Annotated in this window: 17 protein-coding genes; 7 read left to right on the top strand and 10 right to left on the bottom strand. The window is 76.4% G+C overall.

The window, feature by feature from the left end:
- Position 1: 1 nt before the first annotated feature.
- Both QSK52_RS13395 and QSK52_RS13390 read right to left on the bottom strand, forming a co-directional pair.
- A complete protein-coding gene (locus QSK52_RS13395; RefSeq protein WP_285736218.1) occupies positions 2 to 1633 on the bottom strand; it encodes a DNA repair helicase XPB in 1632 nt (543 codons plus the stop codon).
- A gap of 433 nt (positions 1634 to 2066) precedes the next feature.
- The gene (locus QSK52_RS13390) at positions 2067 to 3671 is read right to left on the bottom strand and encodes a DUF2079 domain-containing protein (protein WP_285736217.1); all 1605 of its coding nucleotides are present in this window, start codon (positions 3669 to 3671) and stop codon (positions 2067 to 2069) included.
- A 170-nt stretch (positions 3672 to 3841) separates the two neighbouring features.
- Between QSK52_RS13390 and QSK52_RS13385 the strand changes: the two genes are divergently transcribed.
- Complete coding sequence (locus QSK52_RS13385; protein WP_033250540.1) at positions 3842 to 4123, top strand: hypothetical protein; 282 nt, start codon at positions 3842 to 3844, stop codon at positions 4121 to 4123.
- 59 nt (positions 4124 to 4182) lie between these two features.
- Here QSK52_RS13385 and QSK52_RS13380 read toward each other — a convergent pair whose 3' ends face one another.
- Together QSK52_RS13380 and QSK52_RS13375 are read right to left on the bottom strand one after the other, a co-directional pair.
- Entirely contained in the window at positions 4183 to 6681 is a 2499-nt protein-coding gene (locus QSK52_RS13380) for a helicase-associated domain-containing protein (protein WP_285736216.1), read from the bottom strand.
- A 14-nt stretch (positions 6682 to 6695) separates the two neighbouring features.
- Positions 6696 to 6854, bottom strand: coding sequence for a hypothetical protein (locus QSK52_RS13375; protein WP_285736215.1), 159 nt, complete (start codon positions 6852 to 6854; stop codon positions 6696 to 6698).
- A 166-nt stretch (positions 6855 to 7020) separates the two neighbouring features.
- On the opposite strand from QSK52_RS13375, the gene QSK52_RS13370 reads away from it, so the two are divergent.
- A complete protein-coding gene (locus QSK52_RS13370) occupies positions 7021 to 7884 on the top strand; it encodes a hypothetical protein (protein ID WP_285736214.1) in 864 nt (287 codons plus the stop codon).
- A 75-nt stretch (positions 7885 to 7959) separates the two neighbouring features.
- Here the strand turns inward: QSK52_RS13370 and QSK52_RS13365 are convergent, their stop codons facing one another.
- A complete protein-coding gene (locus QSK52_RS13365) occupies positions 7960 to 8973 on the bottom strand; it encodes an ABC transporter substrate-binding protein (protein WP_285736213.1) in 1014 nt (337 codons plus the stop codon).
- A gap of 225 nt (positions 8974 to 9198) precedes the next feature.
- Between QSK52_RS13365 and QSK52_RS13360 the strand changes: the two genes are divergently transcribed.
- Positions 9199 to 9804, top strand: a complete 606-nt coding sequence (locus QSK52_RS13360) for an HAD family hydrolase (protein ID WP_285736212.1) — start codon at positions 9199 to 9201, stop codon at positions 9802 to 9804.
- A gap of 10 nt (positions 9805 to 9814) precedes the next feature.
- On the opposite strand, the gene QSK52_RS13355 is transcribed toward QSK52_RS13360, so the two are convergent.
- Entirely contained in the window at positions 9815 to 10066 is a 252-nt protein-coding gene (locus QSK52_RS13355; protein ID WP_285736211.1) for a hypothetical protein, read from the bottom strand.
- 179 nt (positions 10067 to 10245) lie between these two features.
- Between QSK52_RS13355 and QSK52_RS13350 the strand changes: the two genes are divergently transcribed.
- Together QSK52_RS13350 and QSK52_RS13345 are read left to right on the top strand one after the other, a co-directional pair.
- Positions 10246 to 11379: an alpha/beta hydrolase gene (locus QSK52_RS13350; protein ID WP_285736210.1), complete on the top strand. Its 1134-nt coding sequence runs from the start codon at positions 10246 to 10248 to the stop codon at positions 11377 to 11379.
- A gap of 326 nt (positions 11380 to 11705) precedes the next feature.
- Entirely contained in the window at positions 11706 to 12089 is a 384-nt protein-coding gene (locus tag QSK52_RS13345) for a cold-shock protein (RefSeq protein ID WP_285736209.1), read from the top strand.
- Between the two features lie 22 nt (positions 12090 to 12111).
- Here the strand turns inward: QSK52_RS13345 and QSK52_RS13340 are convergent, their stop codons facing one another.
- From QSK52_RS13340 to QSK52_RS13325, 4 genes are all read right to left on the bottom strand, one after another.
- A complete protein-coding gene (locus QSK52_RS13340) occupies positions 12112 to 12963 on the bottom strand; it encodes a 1,4-dihydroxy-6-naphthoate synthase (RefSeq protein WP_285736208.1) in 852 nt (283 codons plus the stop codon).
- A 1-nt stretch (position 12964) separates the two neighbouring features.
- Positions 12965 to 13645 (bottom strand): futalosine hydrolase, encoded by a 681-nt coding sequence (locus tag QSK52_RS13335; protein WP_285736207.1) that lies wholly within the window; start codon positions 13643 to 13645, stop codon positions 12965 to 12967.
- A gap of 11 nt (positions 13646 to 13656) precedes the next feature.
- On the bottom strand, positions 13657 to 14190 hold the full coding sequence (locus tag QSK52_RS13330; protein ID WP_285736206.1) for a hypothetical protein: 534 nt from the start codon (positions 14188 to 14190) through the stop codon (positions 13657 to 13659).
- A gap of 129 nt (positions 14191 to 14319) precedes the next feature.
- Positions 14320 to 15660 (bottom strand): MFS transporter, encoded by a 1341-nt coding sequence (locus QSK52_RS13325; RefSeq protein WP_435053235.1) that lies wholly within the window; start codon positions 15658 to 15660, stop codon positions 14320 to 14322.
- Positions 15661 to 16166: 506 nt separating this feature from the next.
- Here QSK52_RS13325 and QSK52_RS13320 point away from each other — a divergent pair.
- Together QSK52_RS13320 and QSK52_RS13315 are read left to right on the top strand one after the other, a co-directional pair.
- Positions 16167 to 17042 carry a DUF3027 domain-containing protein gene (locus QSK52_RS13320; RefSeq protein WP_285736205.1) on the top strand — a complete coding sequence of 292 codons (876 nt, stop codon included), beginning with the start codon at positions 16167 to 16169 and terminating at the stop codon, positions 17040 to 17042.
- 104 nt (positions 17043 to 17146) lie between these two features.
- Complete coding sequence (locus tag QSK52_RS13315; RefSeq protein WP_285736204.1) at positions 17147 to 20434, top strand: sacsin N-terminal ATP-binding-like domain-containing protein; 3288 nt, start codon at positions 17147 to 17149, stop codon at positions 20432 to 20434.
- Positions 20435 to 20483 lie beyond the last annotated feature (49 nt).

Here is a 20483-nt window from a genome sequence, read left to right as displayed (position 1 = left end):
GCTACAGGTCGTCGGCGTCGACGATCCGGTACGCGTAGCCCTGCTCCGCCAGGAAGCGCTGGCGGTGCGCCGCGAAGTCCTGGTCGACGGTGTCCCGGGCGACCACCGAGTAGAAGTGCGCCGCGTGCCCGTCCGCCTTCGGGCGCAGCACCCGGCCCAGCCGCTGGGCCTCCTCCTGGCGGGAGCCGAAGGTGCCCGAGACCTGGATCGCGACGGTGGCCTCCGGCAGGTCGATCGAGAAGTTCGCGACCTTCGAGACCACCAGCACGCTGATCTCCTTCGACCGGAACGCGTCGAACAGCTTCTCCCGCTGCGCGTTCGAGGTCTCGCCCTTGATCACCGGGGCGCCGAGCGCCTCGCCCAGCTCGTCCAACTGGTCGATGTACTGGCCGATCACCAGGGTCTGGTCGCCCGCGTGCTTCTCCACCAGCCGCTCCACCACCCGGCGCTTGGTCGCCGTGGTCGAGCAGAACCGGTACTTCTCCTCCGGCTCGGCCGTCGCGTACGCCAGCCGCTCCGAGTCGGTCAGCGTCACCCGGACCTCGCAGCAGTCGGCGGGCGCGATGTAGCCCTGCGCCTCGATCTCCTTCCACGGGGCGTCGAACCGCTTCGGGCCGATCAGCGAGAACACGTCGCCCTCCCGGCCGTCCTCGCGCACCAGCGTCGCGGTCAGGCCGAGCCGGCGGCGGGCCTGCAGGTCGGCGGTGAACTTGAACACCGGCGCGGGCAGCAGGTGCACCTCGTCGTACACCACCAGGCCCCAGTTGCGGGCGTCGAACAGCTCCAGGTGCGCGTACACGCCCTTCCGCTTGGTCGTCATCACCTGGTACGTGGCGATGGTGACCGGGCGGATCTCCTTGCGGGTGCCGCTGTACTCGCCGATCTCGTCCTCGGTCAGCGAGGTCCGCCTGACCAGCTCGTGCTTCCACTGCCGGGCCGAGACGGTGTTCGTCACCAGGATCAGCGTGGTCGACTTGGCCTCCGCCATCGCCGCCGCGCCCACCAGCGTCTTGCCCGCGCCGCACGGCAGCACGACCACGCCGGAGCCGCCGTGCCAGAAGCCGTCCACCGCGTGCCGCTGGTACGGGCGCAGCTGCCAGCCGTCCTCCCGCAGGTCGATCGGGTGCGCCTCGCCGTCCACGTACCCGGCGTGGTCCTCGGCGGGCCAGCCCAGCTTGAGCAGCACCTGCTTGATCTGCCCGCGCTCCGAGGGGTGCACCAGCACCGTGTCCGGGTCGATCCGGGCCCCCACCAGCGGGGTGATCTTCTTCGAGCGCAGCACCTCCTCCAGCACCGGCCGGTCGGTGGTGGTCAGCACCAGCCCGTGCACCGGGTGCTTCTGCAGCTGCAGCCGCCCGTAGCGCGCCATGGTGTCCGCGACGTCCACCAGCAGGGCGTGCGGCACCGGGTAGCGCGAGTACTCCACCAGCGCGTCCACCACCTGCTCCGCGTCGTGCCCCGCGGCCCGCGCGTTCCACAGCCCCAGCGGCGTCACCCGGTACGTGTGCACGTGCTCCGGCGCCCGCTCCAGTTCGGCGAACGGCGCGATCGCCCGGCGGCACTCCGCCGCCCGCGGGTGGTCGATCTCCAACAGCAGCGTCTTGTCGCTCTGCACGATCAGCGGTCCGTCCACGCCTGTGCATCCCCTTCCGCGCGGGCCAAACCTCCAGTGTGCCGCATCGGCCCGGCAGCCGGGCCGGGCGGTCTTGAGCGGACGGCCACCGCACCCCGATGATCGGACCGGACGGGGACCCAGGGGAGGGGCAGGGCATGGGGGAACGGCCGCCGCGGGGCTGGAGCGACACCGAGCGGCGCCTGTGGCGCGCCTACCGCCCGGCCCGGGCCCTGCTCTGGCTCGTCGGACTGCTCGCCGCCGGCACCGCCTACTTCGCCGCGGCCGGTCCGCACCGGCGAGGCCGTCGCCCTCGCCCTCACCGTCGCCGGCTGGGTGCTGGCCACCGCGGTGGCGGGCGCCGCGGCCAAGGCGCTCAGCCGCGAGCGCTGACCGGGCCGCGGGCGCTGACCGGGCCGCGGGCGGTGGGCGGGGCGGTGGGCCGGGGCGGTGGTCAGCCGAGGAAGAAGTTGTGGCCGACGTCCGGGGGTATGACCTCCTCGTACGGGGTGGAGCCCGGGCCGGGGAGGTGGGTGCCGGGGACGGGGGTGGTGCCGGTGCGGTGCAGCAGGGTGACGCCGTCCTGGTCGAAGAGCTCCTGGTAGCCGTGGGCCAGCAGCAGGGCGCGGTACTCGGCCTGCTCGGGGTCGCGCTGGAACGGGAAGGCGCGCTGGGTGTAGCGGAGGATGACGTACTCCTGGCCGCGCGGGGTGCCGTCGGCCAGCACCACCTCCGTGCGGTTGGTCAGGCGCGGCGCGATCTGGTTGTCGGCCTCGACGGTGGCGCCGTCCGGGATGAGCTTCGCGGCCCGGGCCAGCGCCGCGGTGGGGGCCTTCGGCTGCCACTCGTACGGGACGGCCAGGTGGTACAGGCCGAGCGCGGCGGACGCGGCCAGCGACAGGACGGCGGCGGTGGCGCCCAGGCGGCGGGCCTGCGCGTGCCTGCCGCGGGACCACAGCACGCCCAGCGCCTCGATCGCGGCGGTCACCAGGACCGGCCACAGGAAGGCGTCGTAGTGCCGGGCGATCGACCAGTGGTTCGGGTTGTCGGAGAACACCCGCTCGGCCAGCAGCGGCAGCGCGACGAGGACGGTGCCCGAGCGCAGCGGGAGGGCGGCCGTGGTGAGCACCAGCCAGCCCAGCAGCATCGGCTTCAACGGGCTGGAGAACGCCGACTCGACCAGCAGCCAGGGGTTGCCCAGCACGTGCCGCAGCGCCTCGCCGCCGTCCGCGCCGAGCTGCTCGTAGTTCCAGTAGTAGCCGGGGACGCCGCCCATCGCCGGGATCAGGTAGGAGATCTCGACCGCGCTGGACAGCGGGCCGCCCAGCAGCAGCGCCCAGCCCAGCAGCTTCGCCCGCCGGTCCGCGCCGCCGCGCTCGCGCCACAGCAGCACCGCGCCGTACGCGCCGACCGCCAGGCCGACGTCCTCCTTGGTCGCGCACAGCAGCAGCGCCGCGAGCGCGGCCCCACCCCAGCGCCGGGCCCCCGCCCGCTCGAACAGCAGCAGGAACAGCGGGACGGCGAACCCCACCTCGTGGAAACCGCTCCGGGAGGAGATCAGCAGCGGCCAGCCCAGCGCGTACACCAGCGCCGCGACGTCCCGCACCCGGGTGCGGACCCCCTGGTCCGCGTCCGCGAACGCCCGGGTGGCGATCCGGCGCACCAGCGGGACGCCCGCCGCGAACAGCGCCGCCTGGCCGACCAGCAGCATCCGCGGGTCGTCCCACACCCAGTACAGCGGGGCCATCAGCGCCAGCACCGGCGAGAAGTGGTCGCCCAGCAGCGAGAACCCCGGCGGGAACTCGTGGTGCACGCTCTTCAGCGTCGACACCGGCAGCCCGAAGTGCGCGTAGCCGCGCACGCCCTGGTCGAAGATGCCCAGGTCGAAGCCGCCCAGCTGGAGCGAGGTCCACTGCTGGACGCCCAGCGCCAGGCAGGCGGCGAAGCACAGCAGGGTCAGCAGCACGGTGCGGGCCCGGCGCGAGGACAGCCGGACCCCGGACGCGCGGGCCGCCGCCCCACGGGCGGCGGGGGGCTGCAGAGCGGAGGTAGTGGTCACGGCTTCGGTCCTGTCGGGGGCCGACGCGGCCCGGTCGCACGGGTGGACCCAACCACCCCCGGTCGTTCCGCAGTCTAACCGCCGGTCCCCGGACGGCTCCGGCGCCCGCCGAAGCGGAAGCCGGTCCGCCGCACCAGTGACCCGCACCGCGCTCGCTCGTTGGACAGGGCATGATCAAGCCCAACCGATTCCTGGCCGGCCTGGCGCTCTCCGGCGCGGCCCTCGCCACCGCCCTCGGGGCGGCGCCCGCCCACGCCGCCGACACCGAGGCCATGGCCCTCGACCAGGTCGCCGACATCGGCCAGCCCGGCGGTCTGATCGGCACCGTCGCCTTCACCGGCACCGGCCTGCTGACGGGCGTCGAGCCGAAGATGCCGGACCCGCACGCGATCGTGGACGAGGCGAAGAAGCAGAAGGCGGAAGAGGACGCGAAGCAGGCCGCGGGCAAGTAGGCGCGGACGGACCCGACGTCGGGGGCGCGGCCCGTTGCGCGCCCCGACGTCGCGGGGCGCTACTCCTCGACCTCGGCGACGCCGGTGATCCGGTGCAGGGCGAAGGTGCGGACCTCGTCGGAGAGGTGGTCGTAGGCGGTGACGAAGCCCCCCTCGACCTTGACGGGGTCGATCACGCGCTGGGAGGAGAGGCCCTCCGCGTTGATGTAGCCGATCCACATCCGTTCGCCGAGCAGGACGGCGGTCTGCAGGGCGGCGAGGGTGTCGGCGGAGGCGGTGCGGGGCACGGTCGCGCTGGCGCGGGAGGCGGGGCCCGCGACCTGGTCCTTGCGGACGGCGGTGGCGGCCCGGTCACCGGCCCGGATGGCGCGGACGGCGGCGGTGAGCAGGGCGTCGTCGGGGCGGGCGGGGCCGTCCGGGACGGGCAGCGGCGGGGTGCGGGGCGGAGTGCGGCGGCTGTCGGGGCGGGTGATGACCACGTCGCCCTCGGCGGACTCCGCGGCGGGCGCGTAGCCCATGGTGCGCAGGACGGCGAGCAGGGTCTCCGGCCCGGCCTGGGCGGCGAGGACGGTGGGGGCGAGCAGGCGCAGCCGCAGTTCGGCGGCGCGCCGGTCGGCGAGGACCTCGTCGAGCAGGCGGGGGTCGTCGCAGCGCAGGTAGGAGGAGGCGGCGCCGACCCGGAGGATGCCGTGGCGGCGGGCGACGTCGTCGATCAGGTAGGCGAGCGGCTGCGGGACGGGCGTGCGGGAGTGCTGGGCGAGGAACGCCTGCAGGTCGGCGGCGGTGCGCCCGGCGTCGAGGGCGCGGCGCACCGACTCGGGGGTGAAGCGGTAGACGGTCGCACCGCCCTTGGACTCGATGTCGGCGGCGAGGGCGAGGGCCTGGGCGAGCGGGGTGAGCAGCGGGCCGGGGGCGATCGCGGTGAGGTCGGGCTGCAGGATGACGTGGTCGAGCGGTTCGGGCAGCAGCGGCGCGAGGACGGGCGTCGGGTCGGCGCCGTCGAGCAGCGCCCGGACGGGGGCCGCGAGGGCGCCGCGGCCGGTGGCGCCGAGCAGTTCGGCCTCGTGCAGCGTCCAGCCGGTGAGCTGGTCGCGCAGGTCCTGGCCGTCCGGGCCGGTGGGCCCGCCGCGCAGCGGACGGTGCCAGCGCAGGACGGGCAGCAGGGCGTCGGCGGACGCGGCGGTGCCGGGCGGGAGCTCGGCGAGCCGGGCGAGGACGGCGCGGCGCACGGACGGCGCGAGGGTGCGGTCGAGTTCGGGGCCGAGCACGGCGCGCGGGCGGCCCTTGCCGTCGGGGGTGCCGGTCAGGCGGCCGACCCGGGTGGCGGCGAGCCAGGCGCGGGCGAGCAGGGTCCAGCGTTCGGCGGTGTCCTGCTGGAGCCACTGGTCGTACGCGGGGGTGGGGGCCCAGGCCTCGTCGACCTCGCCGTCGGGGGCGAGCAGGCCCGCGGTGTGGGCGAGTTCGATCCAGAACGCGGCGTCGCCCTCCGAGCACTCCAGCAGGGCGGCGGTGCGCTTGAGGTCGCGCACGCCCAGGCCCCCGGCCCGCAGGGTGGGCGGCGGGGTGAGGCTCCAGGACTCCAGGAGCTCCTCGACGGTGCGGACGGCGGTGGCGGCCTGCCCGGCGGCGGTGCGGTCGGTGGTGGCGGGGTCGCGCCCGACGACCGGGGCGACGGCGGGCGGGACGGGGTCGACGCCGCGGTGGGTGCGCCCGCCGCGCAGGTGCAGGGCGAGCTCGCGGGGCAGCACGACCGAGGTGGGGCTGGAGGGCAGCAGCAGGCCGCGGGCGAGCAGCCACTCGACGGGGCTGTGCGCCTGGTCGGCGGTGACCTGCCGGGCGGCGTCCGGGACGGTGCCGGTGGGCGGGCCCCAGACCAGGCGCTCCAGCAGGCCGTGGGCGGCGGGCGGGGCCTGGTCGAGCAGGGCGCCCAGGCGCTTGCGGTCGCCGAGCAGGGCGGTGAGCGCGGCGACGGCGGTGACCGGGTCGGGGGTGGGCGGCAGCCCGGTGCCGGCGAGCAGCTGCTGCAGGCGGGCGGGCGACATGCCGGTGGTGGCCTCGGCGAAGGTCGGGCCGAGGCCGGTGCGGCCGGGGTTGAGGGCGCTCGGGGCGAGCGCCTCGCGGACGGCGAGCACCAGGCGCAGCGCGGAGTCCGGGCCCCACAGCAGGGCCTGCTCGCGCAGCCGGTCGAGCGCGGCGGGCAGGGCGGCGGCCACGGCGGCCCGGTCGACGGGCTCGGCGCCGGGGTGCGGCTTGACCCGGGCGGGCCCGGTCAGCAGGTTGCGCACGGTGGTGTCGGAGGCGCCCTCGGGAGCGGCGGCGAGCGCCTCGGCGACCTGCAGGGTGAACCGGTCGAGCCGCTCCAGGGCGCGCAGCACGGACGCCCGGCTGGAGAGCCGCGCGGACAGCTGGGTCAGGTCGGTCGGCACCGGGTTCAGCAGGTCGGGGCGGGCCCGGAGCAGCGCGGCGACGGCCTCGTCGCCCCGGCCGCGGAGTTCCTCGGCCAGGGTGCGGGGTGCGGTGGCGCGGGTGGCGCGCGGCGCGCTCTGCGGTGCGGTCATCCGGTCCAGACTAGTCAACGCCTCCCGTCGCGGCCCAGAACGGCGGCGGAACTCGGGGTGAACCGGCGCCCGCGCCCAGTGGCGGCGTGCCGCTCCCAGGCGTCCGGCGGCTCGGCGAGGACGCGCTCCAGGGCCCGCCGGACGCCCGCGCCGAGCGCGGTGACGGCGGCCACCGGGGCGTCGAAGCGGCGCTCCTCCGGCTCGTCGACGCAGTACCCCCCGCAGCCGTCCGGCTCCGCGCAGCAGCGGCAGCAGGGGTGACGGGACGTCGGGGCGGGGGACGGGCGGGGCTCGCTTCGGGAGGGCGCGGGTGGGTACCGTCTCGGGGGCGGCGGGTTCGTGGACGTGAGGGCGGGTGGCGGGGCGATGGCGGGCGGCTCGTGGTGGCGCGAGGACGGATCGGCGGACGGGGCGGACGGCGGGGAGAGCGTGTACCTGCCGCGGCAGGCGGCGGACTCGCCGCCCCCGGCGCCCCCGGCGCCCCCGGCGCCCCCGGCGCCCTCGAAGGCCCCGGAGCCCCCGAAGCCCTCGAAGGACCCGGCGGTCGGTCCGGGCCGGCCGCGGCCGCCCGCGATGTCCTCCCCGGCCGAGGTCGAGCGGGCCTTCGCGTACTCGGAGGACCCGGACGGCCCGGGGCTCGGCGCGGTCCAGCCCGGATGGACCGTCACGTACGACGACCTGCCGGAGCCCGAGCCCGAGCCCGCGCCGGAACCCGACCCCGAGCCGGAGGCGGCGCCGGAACCCGCGCCGGAGCCCGCGGACGAGCGGCGGGGGCTGGGCCGGACGGTCCTGGCGGTGCTGTTCGGCACGCCGAAGACCGCCCCCGGGCCCGCACCGGTTCCCGCGGCGGGCGGGGCCCGCAAGCCCGCGCCGCTGCTGCTGCTCGGCGCGGCCCTGCTGCTGGGCGGGGCGGCGACGGGCACGCTGCTGGCGATGCTGCTCGGCTGGGCGGCGGCGTACCTGTCGCAGGGCTGGACCGACCTGATGAAGAAGTTCGCGGTGCTGGGCATCCCGCTGATCACGGTGACCGGCCTGACGGTGTGGAACTGGGGCCGGGAGAAGGGACGTTGGGGCAGCCAGCTGTCCCCCGGCACCGACGCGGGCGCGGTGACCTGGGCGGCCGCGCCGGGCGTGCTGCGGGTCGCGGCCGTGCTGTCGGCGCTGTTCGTGCTGGCGGTGACGCTGCGCCGCCGCAAGGGCTGACGGCGCGCCACCTGACGGGGGATCGGCCGCGGCGTCCCCGCGACGCGGACGGGACGGGCGCCGCCGGGGCGGGGTTCAGCTCGCGCCGAGGACGTGCAGCAGTTCGGCGATCAGGAAGTGCGCGCCGGTGTAGCCGATGCCCTGGAACCACAGCTGGTCGTCGACCGGGAAGGCCCGGTGGGCGCGGACGGCGCCCAGGGCCCGCCAGGCGGGGGAGGCGAGGGCGGCGTTCAGGCCGTTGCGGTCGGGGTCGCCGTAGCCGGCGTACAGCAGGAGGTCGCCGTCGGCGGCGGCGAGTTGGTCGGGGGCGGTCTCGACGTCGAAGCGGTCGGCGTTCTGCGGGTCGGGGCGGGGGAGGCCCAGGTCGGCCAGGACGCTGCCGGGGAAGTTCTGCCGGGCGTACAGCCGGACGGCGGGGGAGCCCTCGACGAAGCGGACCAGGCTGATCCGCTGCCCGGCCGTCCCGGAGGAGGACAGCGCGTTGCGGGCCTGGTCGACGTGGCGCCCGTACGCGGCGACCACGGCGGCGGCCTGTTCGTGCCGGTCCAGGGTGGCGGCGTGCAGGAGGAAGTTCTCCTTCCAGGGCGCGCCGGTGGTCCGGCTGGTCACGGTCGGGGCGACCTCCCGCAGCGCCGCGGTGTGCGCGGCGTCGCGGGCCAGGTTGGTGAGGATCAGCTGCGGTCGCAGGGCGGTGATCGCCGCGGTGTCGGGGACGGCCCCGACGTCGCCGACCACGGTGACGGCGGCCAGCCGGGAGGCGGGCCAGTAGGCGGGCAGGGCGGGGTCCAGCGGGGCCTTGGCGGCGCCGACCGGGGTGATGCCGAGGGTCATCGCGGAGTCGAGCTCGGCGGTGTCCAGGGTGACCACCCGCACCGCCCCGCCGGGCACGGCGACCGGTCCGTCCGCGGCGGGGACGGTGACGTCGGGGCGCGGGCCGGTGCTGGGGGTGACGGGCGTCGCGGCGCCCGTGGCGTCGGCGGCCCCGGGCAGCGGCGGGCCCGCGGGCAGCACGCGCGGGCCGCACCCGGCCAGCAGGGCGGCGCCGAGCCCGGCGAGGGCGGCCCGGCGGGAGAGCGGCGGGGGTGGCACCTGGGACCTCCGGCGGCAGGGGGCGGACGGCTGCTGCACCGCCGGAGGGTCCGCCGACGCGTCCGGGCGGACGGCGGCCCGGAGGCCCGGAGGCCCGGAGGCCCGGTGGTGCGCGTCCGGCCGGACCCGCGGGCGGGGGTGCGGCGCAGCTCCGGCCAGTATGTCCGCATTGCGGCTTTGCGCCCGGCTTTTCCGGCCGGAAACCCCGCTGGCTAGGCTGGCGGCATGGCTCTCACCGTCGGCTTCGACCTCGACATGACGCTCCTCGACACCCGCCCCGGCATCAAGGCCACCTACGACGTGCTGGCCGCCGAGACCGGCACCGTCATCGACTCCGACCTGGTGGTCAGCCGACTCGGCCCCCCGCTGGTGCAGGAGCTGGCCAACTGGTACCCGCCGGAGCGCCTGGAGGCCGTCGCCGACCGCTATCGCGAGCTGTACGTGGAGCACGCCATCGCGCCGACGCTGGAGCTGCCCGGGGCGCTGGCCGCGGTGGCCGCGGTCCGGGCGGTCGGCGGCCGGGTGCTGGTGATCACCGGCAAGTGGGAGCCGAACGCCCGCCGCCACCTGGACGGCATCGGCCTGGAGGTGGACGCCCTGGTCGGCGACCTGTGGGCGGAGACCAAGGGCGAGGCGCTGCGCGCGCACGGCGCGGACGTCTACGTCGGCGACCACCTGGGCGACATCCGGGGCGCCCGGGCCGCCGACGCCGTCGCGGTCGGCGTGGCCACCGGCCCGTACGGCGCCGCCGAGCTCGCCGCGGCCGGGGCGGACGCGGTGCTGCGCGACCTCACCGAGTTCCCCGCCTGGCTGGCCGGGCACCTGGCCTGACCCGCCCGGCTCAGCCCGCGGCGGCCGCCTCCCGGGCGCGCCGCCGCCGGGTGTTGGCCCGGGCGTCGGCGAACAGCCCGCCCAGCGCGACCAGCAGGCCCAGCGGCATCAGCATCGCCATCCAGTAGGCGAACGAGGGCAGCCTGGTCAGGTCGAAGACGTACGGCACGAAGACGGCGATCACCGACAGCATGCCGACGCCGAACACGATGCCGCCGACGCGGACCAGGACGTCACCGGGGCCGTCGGACCGGTCGCTCACTCCCACCACTCCTTCATCACGCGGGTCGCTCCCCCCGATTGTCCCACCGCACGCCCCCTCCGATCGGCGGGGGCGCGACGACGCACGTTCCGACTGAACGCTCAGGATTCCCAGGAATTCCTCAGGCATGCTGATGATCGGAACGGGAACGGCGACGGGCGAGCGGGGCGTACGGCGGGATGGGACTGACCAGTCACAAGGTGCTGGCACTGGCGGCGCTGCTGTCGGTGCTGATGGTGGCGGCCACCGTGCGGTACTGGCCCCGGCTGGCCGGGCCGGGCTGGCGGGCGGTGCTGGGGCGGATCGCGACCATCGTCGGCACCCAGCTCTCGGTGATCTGCACGCTCGCCCTGCTGGCCAACAACTCCTTCGCGTTCTACAGCAGTTGGGACGACCTGCTGGGCACCGGCGAGGACGGCCCGGTCACCGTCCAGAACCAGCTGGGCAGCCACGCCCCGGGCGTCCAGCGCCTGTCCACCGAGAATGTCCGGGACACCGGGACCAGCGGCCGCGCCCCCGAGCAGTCCGGTCGGCTGGAGAGGGTCCGGCTGCCCGGCGCGGGCACCGGGCTCTCCACCGAGGGCTACGTCTACCTGCCGCCGCAGTACTTCCAGCCCGCCTACCAGGGCAGGCGGTTCCCGGCGGTGATCGCGATCACCGGCTTCCCCGGCGACGCGAAGAACCTGGTCACCAAGCTCAACTACCCGTCCGTGCAGCTGAAGCTGACCGAGCAGGGCAAGGCCCGGCCGACGGTGCTGGTGCTGATGCGGCCCTCCCCGGCGATGCCCCGGGACACCGAGTGCGAGGACGTGCCGGGCGGACCGCAGGTCGACCGGTACTTCAGCGCCGACGTGCCCGCCGCGCTGCGCGCCTCGTACCGGATCGCGGACGGGCCGGGCAGCCTCGGGGTGATCGGCAACTCCACCGGCGGGTACTGCGCACTGAAACTGGCGATGCGTCACCCCGGGGTGTTCGCCGCCGGGGCCTCGCTCTCCGGCTACTACCGGGCCGCCGAGGACGCGACCACCGGCGACCTGTTCGGCGGCGACCGGGAGCGCCGCGACCGGGCCGACCTGGACTGGTGCCTCGCCCACCTGCCCGCCCCGGCCACCGCGCTGCTGGTCGGCGGCAGCCGGGAGGGCGACGGCGACTACCAGGAGCAGACCGACCGGTTCCGGGCCGCGGCGAAGGGCACCGCGACCAAGGTCTCCGCGATCACCCTGGACAGCGGCGGCCACAACTTCACCACCTGGTCCCGGATGCTCCCGGCCGCGCTCGGCTGGCTCTCCGACCACCTCGCCGACCCCGCCTGACCGGCCACGCGTCACAGCGCGCAACTCCTTGCGCGCAAGGAGTTTCGACCCTCGCCACGCCCGGGTATGCAGCCATCGCGCGGGCGGGCCTGACGGATGGTCCACGAACGCCCGCCCGTTCACCGATCGGGGGTGTGAGCCAGTGGAGGGCGCAGCAGGCGCGGGGCACGGCCGCGCCCCGGTCCGGAATCCCTTCGCCGTTCCGGTGAACGCTGAGGGATCATTGCTCCACTGAGCGAAACCGGCCGCCCGCCCGGGGCGCCCGACCGCACGTCCACCCGCGGCCCGACGGGGCCGCACGCACCCGATACCGAGGACTGTTCGAGATGCCCACCGGCCAGGTCAAGTGGTTCAACGAGACGAAGGGCTACGGCTTCCTGTCGCGCGACGACGGCGGCGAGGTCTTCGTCCACACCAAGGCGCTGCCCGCGGGCGTCACCACGCTGCGGCCGGGCCAGCGCGTCGAGTTCGGCGTCGCCGCGGGCCACCGCGGCGACCAGGCGATGAGCGTCCAACTGCTGGAGGCGCTGCCCTCGGTGGCCGCCGCCCAGCGCAAGAGCGCCGACGACATGGCCCCGATCGTCCAGGACCTGATCACCAAGCTGGACAGCGTGCTGCCGGGCCTGCAGCGCGGCCGCTACCCGAGCAAGCCGGAGGGCCAGAAGATCGCCATGGTGCTGCGCGCCATCGCGGACCAGTTCGACGTCTGACGCCGCCCCAGGCGGTCCCCGCTCAGGGGAAGGCCAGCGCGCCCGGGCCGACGGCGGGGACGAGTCCCTGCTCGGCGGCCCGGGCGAGCAGCCCGTGCACCGCCGCGTAGCCCTCCTCGCCGAGGTCCGCGGTGAACTCGTTGACGTACAGCCCGATGTGCTGCTCGGCGACGGCCGGGTCCATCTCCTGCGCGTGCGCCAGCACGTACTCCCGGGACGCCGCCGGGTCCGCCCAGGCCGCCCGCACCGACTGCCGCACGGTGTCGGCCAGTTCGCGCAGCCGCTCGGCGCCCAGCGAGCGCCGGGCCACGATCGCGCCCAGCGGGATCGGCAGCCCGGTGGCCGCCTCCCAGGCCTCGCCCATGTCGGCCAGGCAGTGCAGCCCGTACTGCCGGTACGTGAACCGGGCCTCGTGGATCACCAGCCCGGCGTCCACCTCGCCCGCCCGGACGGCCGGCATGATCTCGTGGAACGGCAGCACCACGATCTCGCCGAACCCGCCCGGCACCGCCTCCTGCGCCCACAGCCGGAACAGCAGGTACGCCGTCGAGCGCTCGCTCGGCACCGCCACCCGCCGCCCGGCCAGCGCCGCCGCCTCCAGCGGCCCCGCGGTCAGCACCAGCGGCCCGCAGCCCCGGCCCAGCGCCCCGCCGCACGGCAGCAGCGCGTACTCCTCCAGCACCCAGGGCAGCTGCCCGTAGGAGATCTTCAGGACGTCCAGCTCGCCGCGCTCGGCCAGCCCGTTGGTGACGTCGATGTCCGCGAAGCGCACCTCGGGCGCGTCGGCGCCCGGCACCAGGCCGTGCGCCCAGGCGTGGAACACGAAGGTGTCGTTCGGGCAGGGCGAGTACGCGACGGAGAGCGGCTCGGCCATCTCAGACCTCCTGGAGCAGACGCGGCACCGGCGGCAGCGCCGCGAAGGCCCGCTCCAGGGCCGCCAGCGCCTCGCCGATCCGCCAGGCGGCGCGGTCGCGCGGCCCGACGGCATTGGACACGGCCCGCAGCTCACCGGCCACGAGCCCGAACCGGGCGGCCGCCTCGGCCACCCCGAAACCCTCCATCGCCTCGGCCAGTGCCCGCGGGTGACGCCGCCTCAGCAGTTCGGCGCGCTCCGCCGAACCCGTCACCGTGGACACCGTCAGCACCTCGCCGACCACCCCGCCGCAGGCCCCCGCGAGGGTCTTCACCAGGGCGGGCGGCACCGGGTGCCGGACGGTGCCGAAGCCCAGCTCGGTGACGTCCGCGAAGCCGTCCGGCGTCTCGGCGCCCAGGTCGGCCGCCAGCACCGCGTCCGCGACCACCAGCGACCCGAGCGGCGCGCCCGGCGCGAAACCGCCCGCGATGCCCGCCGACAGCACCAGCCGGTGCCCGCCGCGGGCCAGCGCCACCGCCGTGCCCGCCGCCGCGGCCGCCGGGCCGACGCCCGCGGCCAGCACCTCGGCCCCCGAACCAGGGCCCAGCCCGCGCCGCACCGCCTCGGCCTCCGCCTCCACCGCGACCACGACGAGCAGCCCGGCCGCGGGGCCGGGCTGCTCGTCGGTGCGCTCAGCGGTCATCGACCGGCAGGTCAGTCGGTCTTGTTCTTCAGCTCGAAGAACCAGACCGCGTAGATGTCGCTGCTCTCCTGGTCGCGGACGGCCACCGTCACCGAGGTCTTGTCGATGGAGGACATCACCGTGTGCGCGGGCACCGTGCCGGAGAAGGTGATGTCGCGGACCGGGTTGACGATCGTGGCACCGCCCTGGGAGGACTGGCCGGAGCCGCCGTCGGTGTACGCGAACCAGCCCTTCTTGGCCAGGTCCTTCGGCACGCCGACGCCGATCTGGTCGCTGCCCCGGACGTCCAGCAGCGGCAGCGCGTCCTTCTTGCCCGCGGCCTCGGCCGCGTCGGAGCAGGCCTTGAGCGCGGCCTGCCCGATCGGCTTGCCGTCGTTGTAGCAGAAGGGCGCCGCGGTGGTGGACGAGGTGCCGACGACCAGCGTCGCCACGTTCTCACGGGGCTTGCCCGCGTCGTGTGCCCAGTAGATACCGGTACCGAGGGAGGCGGCGCCGACGACGACGACGCCGGCGATACCGGCGATGGCACGGGTGCTGAGGCTCATGCGCAAGAGGCTACTCGCCTTCCGTGATCACACGACGCCGGGGTGCCCGAGTCGTCCGAGGTTAGGCCGTGCGCGGGCGCGCCGCGGGCCGGACCCCGGCCCGCCGACCGGGCGGTCCGGCCCCGCCGCTCAGGCCATCCGGGCCCGCGCCGCCGCCCGGCGCGGCCCGATCCGCAGCAGCGAGCGGAACGTCCACAGCAGCATCACCGTCATCACCGCCGCCGCCACCGTCAGCCCCAGCACCGGGTTCAGCGGCAGCGCGATGCCCACCGCGCCGCCCGCCACCCAGCACAGCTGCAGCACCGTCTCCGACCGGGCGAACGCGGAGGTCCGCACCGCCTCCGGCACGTCCCGCTGGATCAGCGCGTCCAGCGCGAGCTTGCCCAGCGAGGCCGCCATCCCCGCGACGCCCGCCACCACCGTCACCGTCACCGCCCCGTACCAGAGCGCCGCCGCGCCCGCCGCCGCCGTCGCCAGCGCCAGCACCGCCGTCACCGTCACCTCCGACCCGCGGGTGCGCAGCCACGACCCCAGCACCGACCCCAGCGCGTTGCCCAGCCCCGCGGCCGCCGCGACCAGGCCCAGCGCGACCGTCCCCGGCAGGCCGCCCGGCGGGTCCCGGCGGATCAGGAACGCCAGGAACATCACCAGGAACCCGACCAGCCAGCGCAGCGCCGCCACCCCGCGCAGCGCCATCACCACCGAGGGGCCGACCGCCCGCAGCACCCCCTTGGGCCGCACCTCCTGCGGCTCGGCGTGCAGTTCCGCCCGCTGCTCGCCCTTGGCCGAGTCCACCTGGTGCGGCAGGTGGAAGGCCATCAGCGTCCCGATCACGAACACCACGAACGCCCCCCGCAGCGGCCAGGCCGGCCCCAGCAGGTGCAGCAGACCGCCCACCCCGCCGGCCACCAGCGTGGTCAGCAGACCCGCCAGCGTCACCCGCGAGTTCGCCTTCACCAGCGACAACTGGGCGGGCAGCAGCCGCGGCACCACCACGCTGCGCACCACCCCGTACGCCTTCGACGCGACCAGCACCCCCAGCGCCTCCGGGTACAGCGCCAGGCCGCCGCCGGTCACCACCCCCGCCATCACCCAGGCCAGCGCCGCCCGCGCCAGCATCGACATCGCCATCGCCGAGCGGCGGCCGTTCGGCAGCCGGTCCAGCAGCGGGCCGATCACCGGGGCGAGCACCGCGAACGGCGCCATCGTGATCAGCAGGTACAGCGCGACCCGGCCGCGGGCCTCACCGGTCGGCACCGAGAAGAAGATGGTGGACGCCAGCGCCACCGTGATCAGCATGTCGCCGAACGAGTTCAGCGCGTGCAGCTCGATCAGCTTCGCCAGGCCGGACTCGCCCGCGCCCTCCGCCGAGGTCGCCCGCCGGATCCGGCGGCCCGTCCCGTGCACCACCCGGCCGGTGCGCACCCCCGCCGCCGACGCGACGCGGGCCCAGAACCCGCGGGCCCGCACCGTCGGCGCGTCACCCTCCGCCGCGGAACCGTCCTGACGGGGCGTCGGACGCGGAGCACCCGCCTCCGGCTCACCGGGGGCCACGGGATGCTGCCGCGACACGGCGGACGCTCCCGACAGGCCCTCGGCCTGCCCGGGACGCAGTCCGTGTTGCGGTGGGTTCTCCTCCGCCACACACCCATCCTGCCCGAGAATCGCCGACCTAACGAGTGATTGACCGGGCCTCGGCGCGCCCGGGCCCGCGGCCCCGGACTGTGCTGCACCACCGACCGGCGGGTAGCCTGCACTACGCGCACGCCCGGCCTCCCGCAGGGGGGTGGCCGACCTGGGCGGCGCGGCCCGGCCACGGAGCGGCCCCGGGTCTAGCAGAATGGACCGGCCCCGTGCTCGCGGGGGCCGCCCCGGAGACGTGGCAGCGGCAGCCGGCGCGGGCCCGGACGCCGGGCGACACCGGCAAGGCCGCAGGATGACAGGACTGGGAGAGAATCGACGCCGTGAGTGCTGCGATGCGAAGCCGTACCCCTGACCGGCTCTGTGCAGAGGCCGTCGACCTCGCCCGCCAGGCAGTGGTGGACAGCGTCGGAGAGGCCGTCGTCGGCCCCCACGTGAAGGCGAGCGCGGACGCCGAGCGCGTCGTCACCCACACCTTCGAATGCCTCGACCCGGCGTACCGCGGCTGGCACTGGGCGGTCACCGTCGCCCGCGCCCCGCGCGCCAAGAACGTCACCCTCGACGAGGTCGCCCTGCTCCCCGGCGCGGACGCCGTCCTCGCCCCGCAGTGGGTCCCGTGGAGCGAGCGGCTGCGGCCCGGCGACCTCGGTCCCGGCGACCTGCTGCCCACCGGCGCCGACGACCTGCGCCTGGAGCCCGGCTGGACCGGCGAGGACGAGCCCGCCCCCAACTCGGTGCTGGCCGAGGCCGCCGAGGACGAGGCCCCCGCCGCGGACGTCCAGCCCGCGCCCTCCCGCGCCGTGATCGGCGCGGTCGCCGAGGAGCTCGGCCTCGGCCGCCCCCGCGTCCTCTCCCGGCACGGCCTGCACCAGGCCGCCGAACGCTGGGAGACCGCGTACGGCCCGCAGACCCCGATGGCGCAGTCCGCGCCCGCCTCCTGCAACACCTGCGGCTTCCTCGTCCCGATCGGCGGCTCGCTCGGCCAGGCGTTCGGCGTCTGCGGCAACGAGTTCGGCCCCGCCGACGGCCAGGTCGTCTCCCTCGCCTACGGCTGCGGCGCCCACTCCGAGGCCGCGGTCCTCCCGGCCCCGCCCGTCCCCAGCGAGCTCATCCTCGACGAGACGGTGGTCGAACCCCTCCCGCTCCACCCGGACCGGGCCTCCGGCTCCGTCGAACCGGACGCGCCCGCCGAGGAACTCGGCCACGCGTAGCGCTGCGCGCCCCCGTCGTGCGCGTCCCGTTCCGTGCGGGGCCGTCGGGGACGACTGGCAGAATGCCGACTCGTACGCAGACCACGCGAAGGGCGGCTCGGCACGTGGAGTCTCGGATCATCGGCAGTGCGGCGTCCCCCGAGGAGTCGGACGTCTTCGACACGGCCAGACTGCGGCACACCGTGCTCACGGCCTGGACGGCCGCGCCCGCCCGGTTCCGGGAGGACGCCAACGCCGAGGAGGAGCTCGCGCTCGGCGGCTACCGGGACCGCCTGATCGTCGAACTCGCTCAGAACGCCGCCGACGCGGCCGCCCGCGCGGGCGTCACCGGGCGGCTGCGGCTGACCCTGCGGGACGGCGTGCTGGCCGCCGCCAACACCGGCGCCCCGCTGGACGCGGCCGGAGTGGAGTCGCTCTCCACGCTGCGGGCCTCCGCGAAGCGGGAGGACGAGCGGGCGGTGGTCGGCCGGTTCGGCGTCGGGTTCGCCGCGGTGCTGGCCGTCAGCGACGAGCCCGCCGTGCTCGGCCACACCGGGGGCGTGCGCTGGTCCCTCACCGACGCCCGCGCGCTGGTCGCCGACATCCCGGAGCTCACCGGGGAGTTGACCCGCCGCGAGGGCCACCTGCCGGTGCTCCGGGTGCCGTTCGCGGCCGGGGGCGAGCCGCCCGCGGGCTACGACACGGTGGTCGTCCTGCCGCTGCGCGACGCCGCCGCCGAGGACCTCACCCGCCGCCTGCTCGCCGAGGTCGACGACGCCCTGCTGCTGACCCTGCCCGGCCTGGCCGAGGTGGTCGTCGACACCGACGGCACCGAGCGCACGCTGACCCGCACCGCGCACCCGCCGCGCCCCGAGCAGCTGCCCACCGTGACGATCACCGACGGCGAGCGCACCACCACCTGGCAGACCGTCAGCGCCTCCGGCACCGCCGCCCCCGAACTGCTGGCCGACCGCACCACCGAGGAGCGCGCCCGCCCGTACTGGACGCTCACCTGGGCCGTCCCGGTCGACGAGCGGGGCCGCCCGCAGCGCCCGCGCACCGCCGCCGTGGTGCACGCCCCCACGCCCAGCGACGAGCCGCTCGGCGTGCCCGCGCTGCTGATCGCCTCGTACCCGCTCGACCCGACTCGGCGGCACGTCGCGCCCGGGCCGCTCACCGACTTCCTCACCGAGCGCGCCGCCGAGACCTACGCCGACCTGCTGCGCGCCCGCGGCGCCGACCTGCACTCGCTGGACCTGGTGCCCGCCCCGCTCGGCCAGGGCGCCCTGGACGGCGCGCTGCGCACCGCGGTGCTGCGGCGGCTGCCCGACGTCCCGTTCCTGCCGCACCCGCGCGGCACCGAGGAGGGCACCCCGGCGCTGCGCCCGCGCGACGCCGTGCTGCTGGAGGGCGCCGACCACTCGGTGGTGGAGGCGCTCGCCCCGGTCTTCCCCGGCCTGCTCCCGGCCGGCCTGGAACGCCGCACCGAACTGCGCACCCTGCAGGTGCGCCGCACCCCGCTCGCCGAGGTGGTCGACCAACTCGGCGGCCTGGAGCGGGAACCCGCCTGGTGGCGCAGCCTGTACGCGGCCCTGGCCGGGGCCGACCCGGAGTCGCTGGGCGCGCTGCCCGTCCCGCTCGCCGACGGCCGCACCGTCACCGGCCCGCGCCGCGTCCTGCTGCCCTCCGACCCCGCCGACTGGGCCGGCTACGAGGGCTACCCGGCCGCCCTCGCCGAGGCGCTCGACCTGCTCGACCTGCGGCTGGCCCACCCCGACGCGGCGCACCCGCTGCTGGCCAAGCTCGGCGCCGCCACCGCCACCCCCGCGGGCGTCCTGGACACCCCCGAGGTGCGGGCCGCCGTCGCCCGCTCGCTGGAGCTCGGCGAGGACGACTACGAGGCCGCCGTCGACCTCGCCGACGCCGTCCTGGCCCTGGTCAAGGCCGCCGCCCCGGCCCCCGGCGAACACCCCTGGCTGGCCCGCCTGGCCCTCCCCGACGACGAGGGCGAACTCGCCCGCGCCGGCGAACTCCTGCTCCCCGACAGCCCGTTGGCCCGGCTGGTGGACGAGGAGGACGCCGCCTTCGTGGACGACGACCTGTACGACCGCTGGGGCCCCGAGGTCCTCGCCGCGGCCGGGGCGCTCACCTCCTTCACCCTGGTCCGCGCCGAGGACGTCGTCCTCGACCCGGACGACCTGGAGCGCCTCGACCCCACCGCCCCCGCCGACCGGGCCGCCGGAGGCCGCCCCACCGGCCTGATCGACGAGGCCCCCGACGGCCTCGCCGACTGGTGCGAGGACGCCCTCGAAGCCCTGCACGCCGACGACGCCGGGGAGTTGGGCGTCCCGCCGGTCGCCGCCGAACTGCTCGCCGTCCGCGACCTCGACCTGGTCGCCGACGACGCCTGGCCCGAGGCGCTCGCCCTGCTCGCCCAGCCCCCGTACCGGGACGCCGTGGTGACGCCGGTGCGCACCCTGCTGCCCGACGGCAGCTACGCCGACCTGCCCTCGTACACCGCCTGGTGGCTGCGCGACCACCCCGTGCTGGACGGCCGCGAACCCGCCGGGCTGCGCGCCGCGGGCGCCGACCCGCTGCTGCGTGGCCTCTACGACGAGGCCCGCACCGACCTCGACCCGCAGTTCCTGCACGCCCTGGGCGTGCGCACCACGCTGAACGCGCTGCTGGCCGAACCGCACGGCCCCGAGGAGCTGATCGACCGGCTCACCGACCCGCTCTCCGAGGTCAGCCACCGCCAACTCCACGGCATCTACAGCCTGTTGGCGGCCCTCCCGGCCGAGCGGGTCGAGGGCCTGGACGTGGTGCGGGCGCTCGCCCCGCTCGACTCCGCCTCCGGCCGCCGGGACGACCGCACCGTCATCGTGGACGCCACCACCGCGGTCGTCGCCGACGCCCCCGACCTGGTCGAGCTCCTCCACGACCACGCCGTGCTGCCCGTCCACCCGCTGCTGGCCCCGGCGCTGGCCGAGCGCCTGCACGTCTCGCTGGCCAGCGAGGTGGCGGGCGGCCGGGTGCTGTCCGAGGGCACCCTGCACCGCACCCCCGCCGTCGTCCGCGAACTCCTCCCCGGCTGCCCCGCCGTCTACGAGGAGCACGACGAGCTGCTGGTCGTCGGCCCCGACGGCGAGGAGGCGCACGTCGCCTGGCGCTGGGACACCGCGGCGACCGCCCCCGAGCTCCCCTACGACCCGGAGGACGCCGAAGCGGCCGACGAGGACGACGAGTTCGACGTCCCGCCCGTCCCCGGCCTGCTGCACGCCGCCACCCCGGAGGGGCTGGCCGCGGGCCTGGCCTGGTCCGTCCACCAGTGGCACCGCCGCTTCGAGATCCTCGCCGCCCTCACCGAACCGGACCGGGCGTACGAGCTGCTGGCGGCGCGCGACTACGAGTAGCCGCCCGGAGGGCGCGTCCGCAGGGGCCGCTGCGCAGCTCGGACGCGCC

Origin of the sequence: Kitasatospora phosalacinea (assembly GCF_030268885.1) — a bacterium.
GTDB lineage: Bacteria > Actinomycetota > Actinomycetes > Streptomycetales > Streptomycetaceae > Kitasatospora > Kitasatospora phosalacinea_C.
Note: the sequence above shows the minus strand (reverse complement) of the source record. Positions and strands in the feature narration are given on the sequence as shown.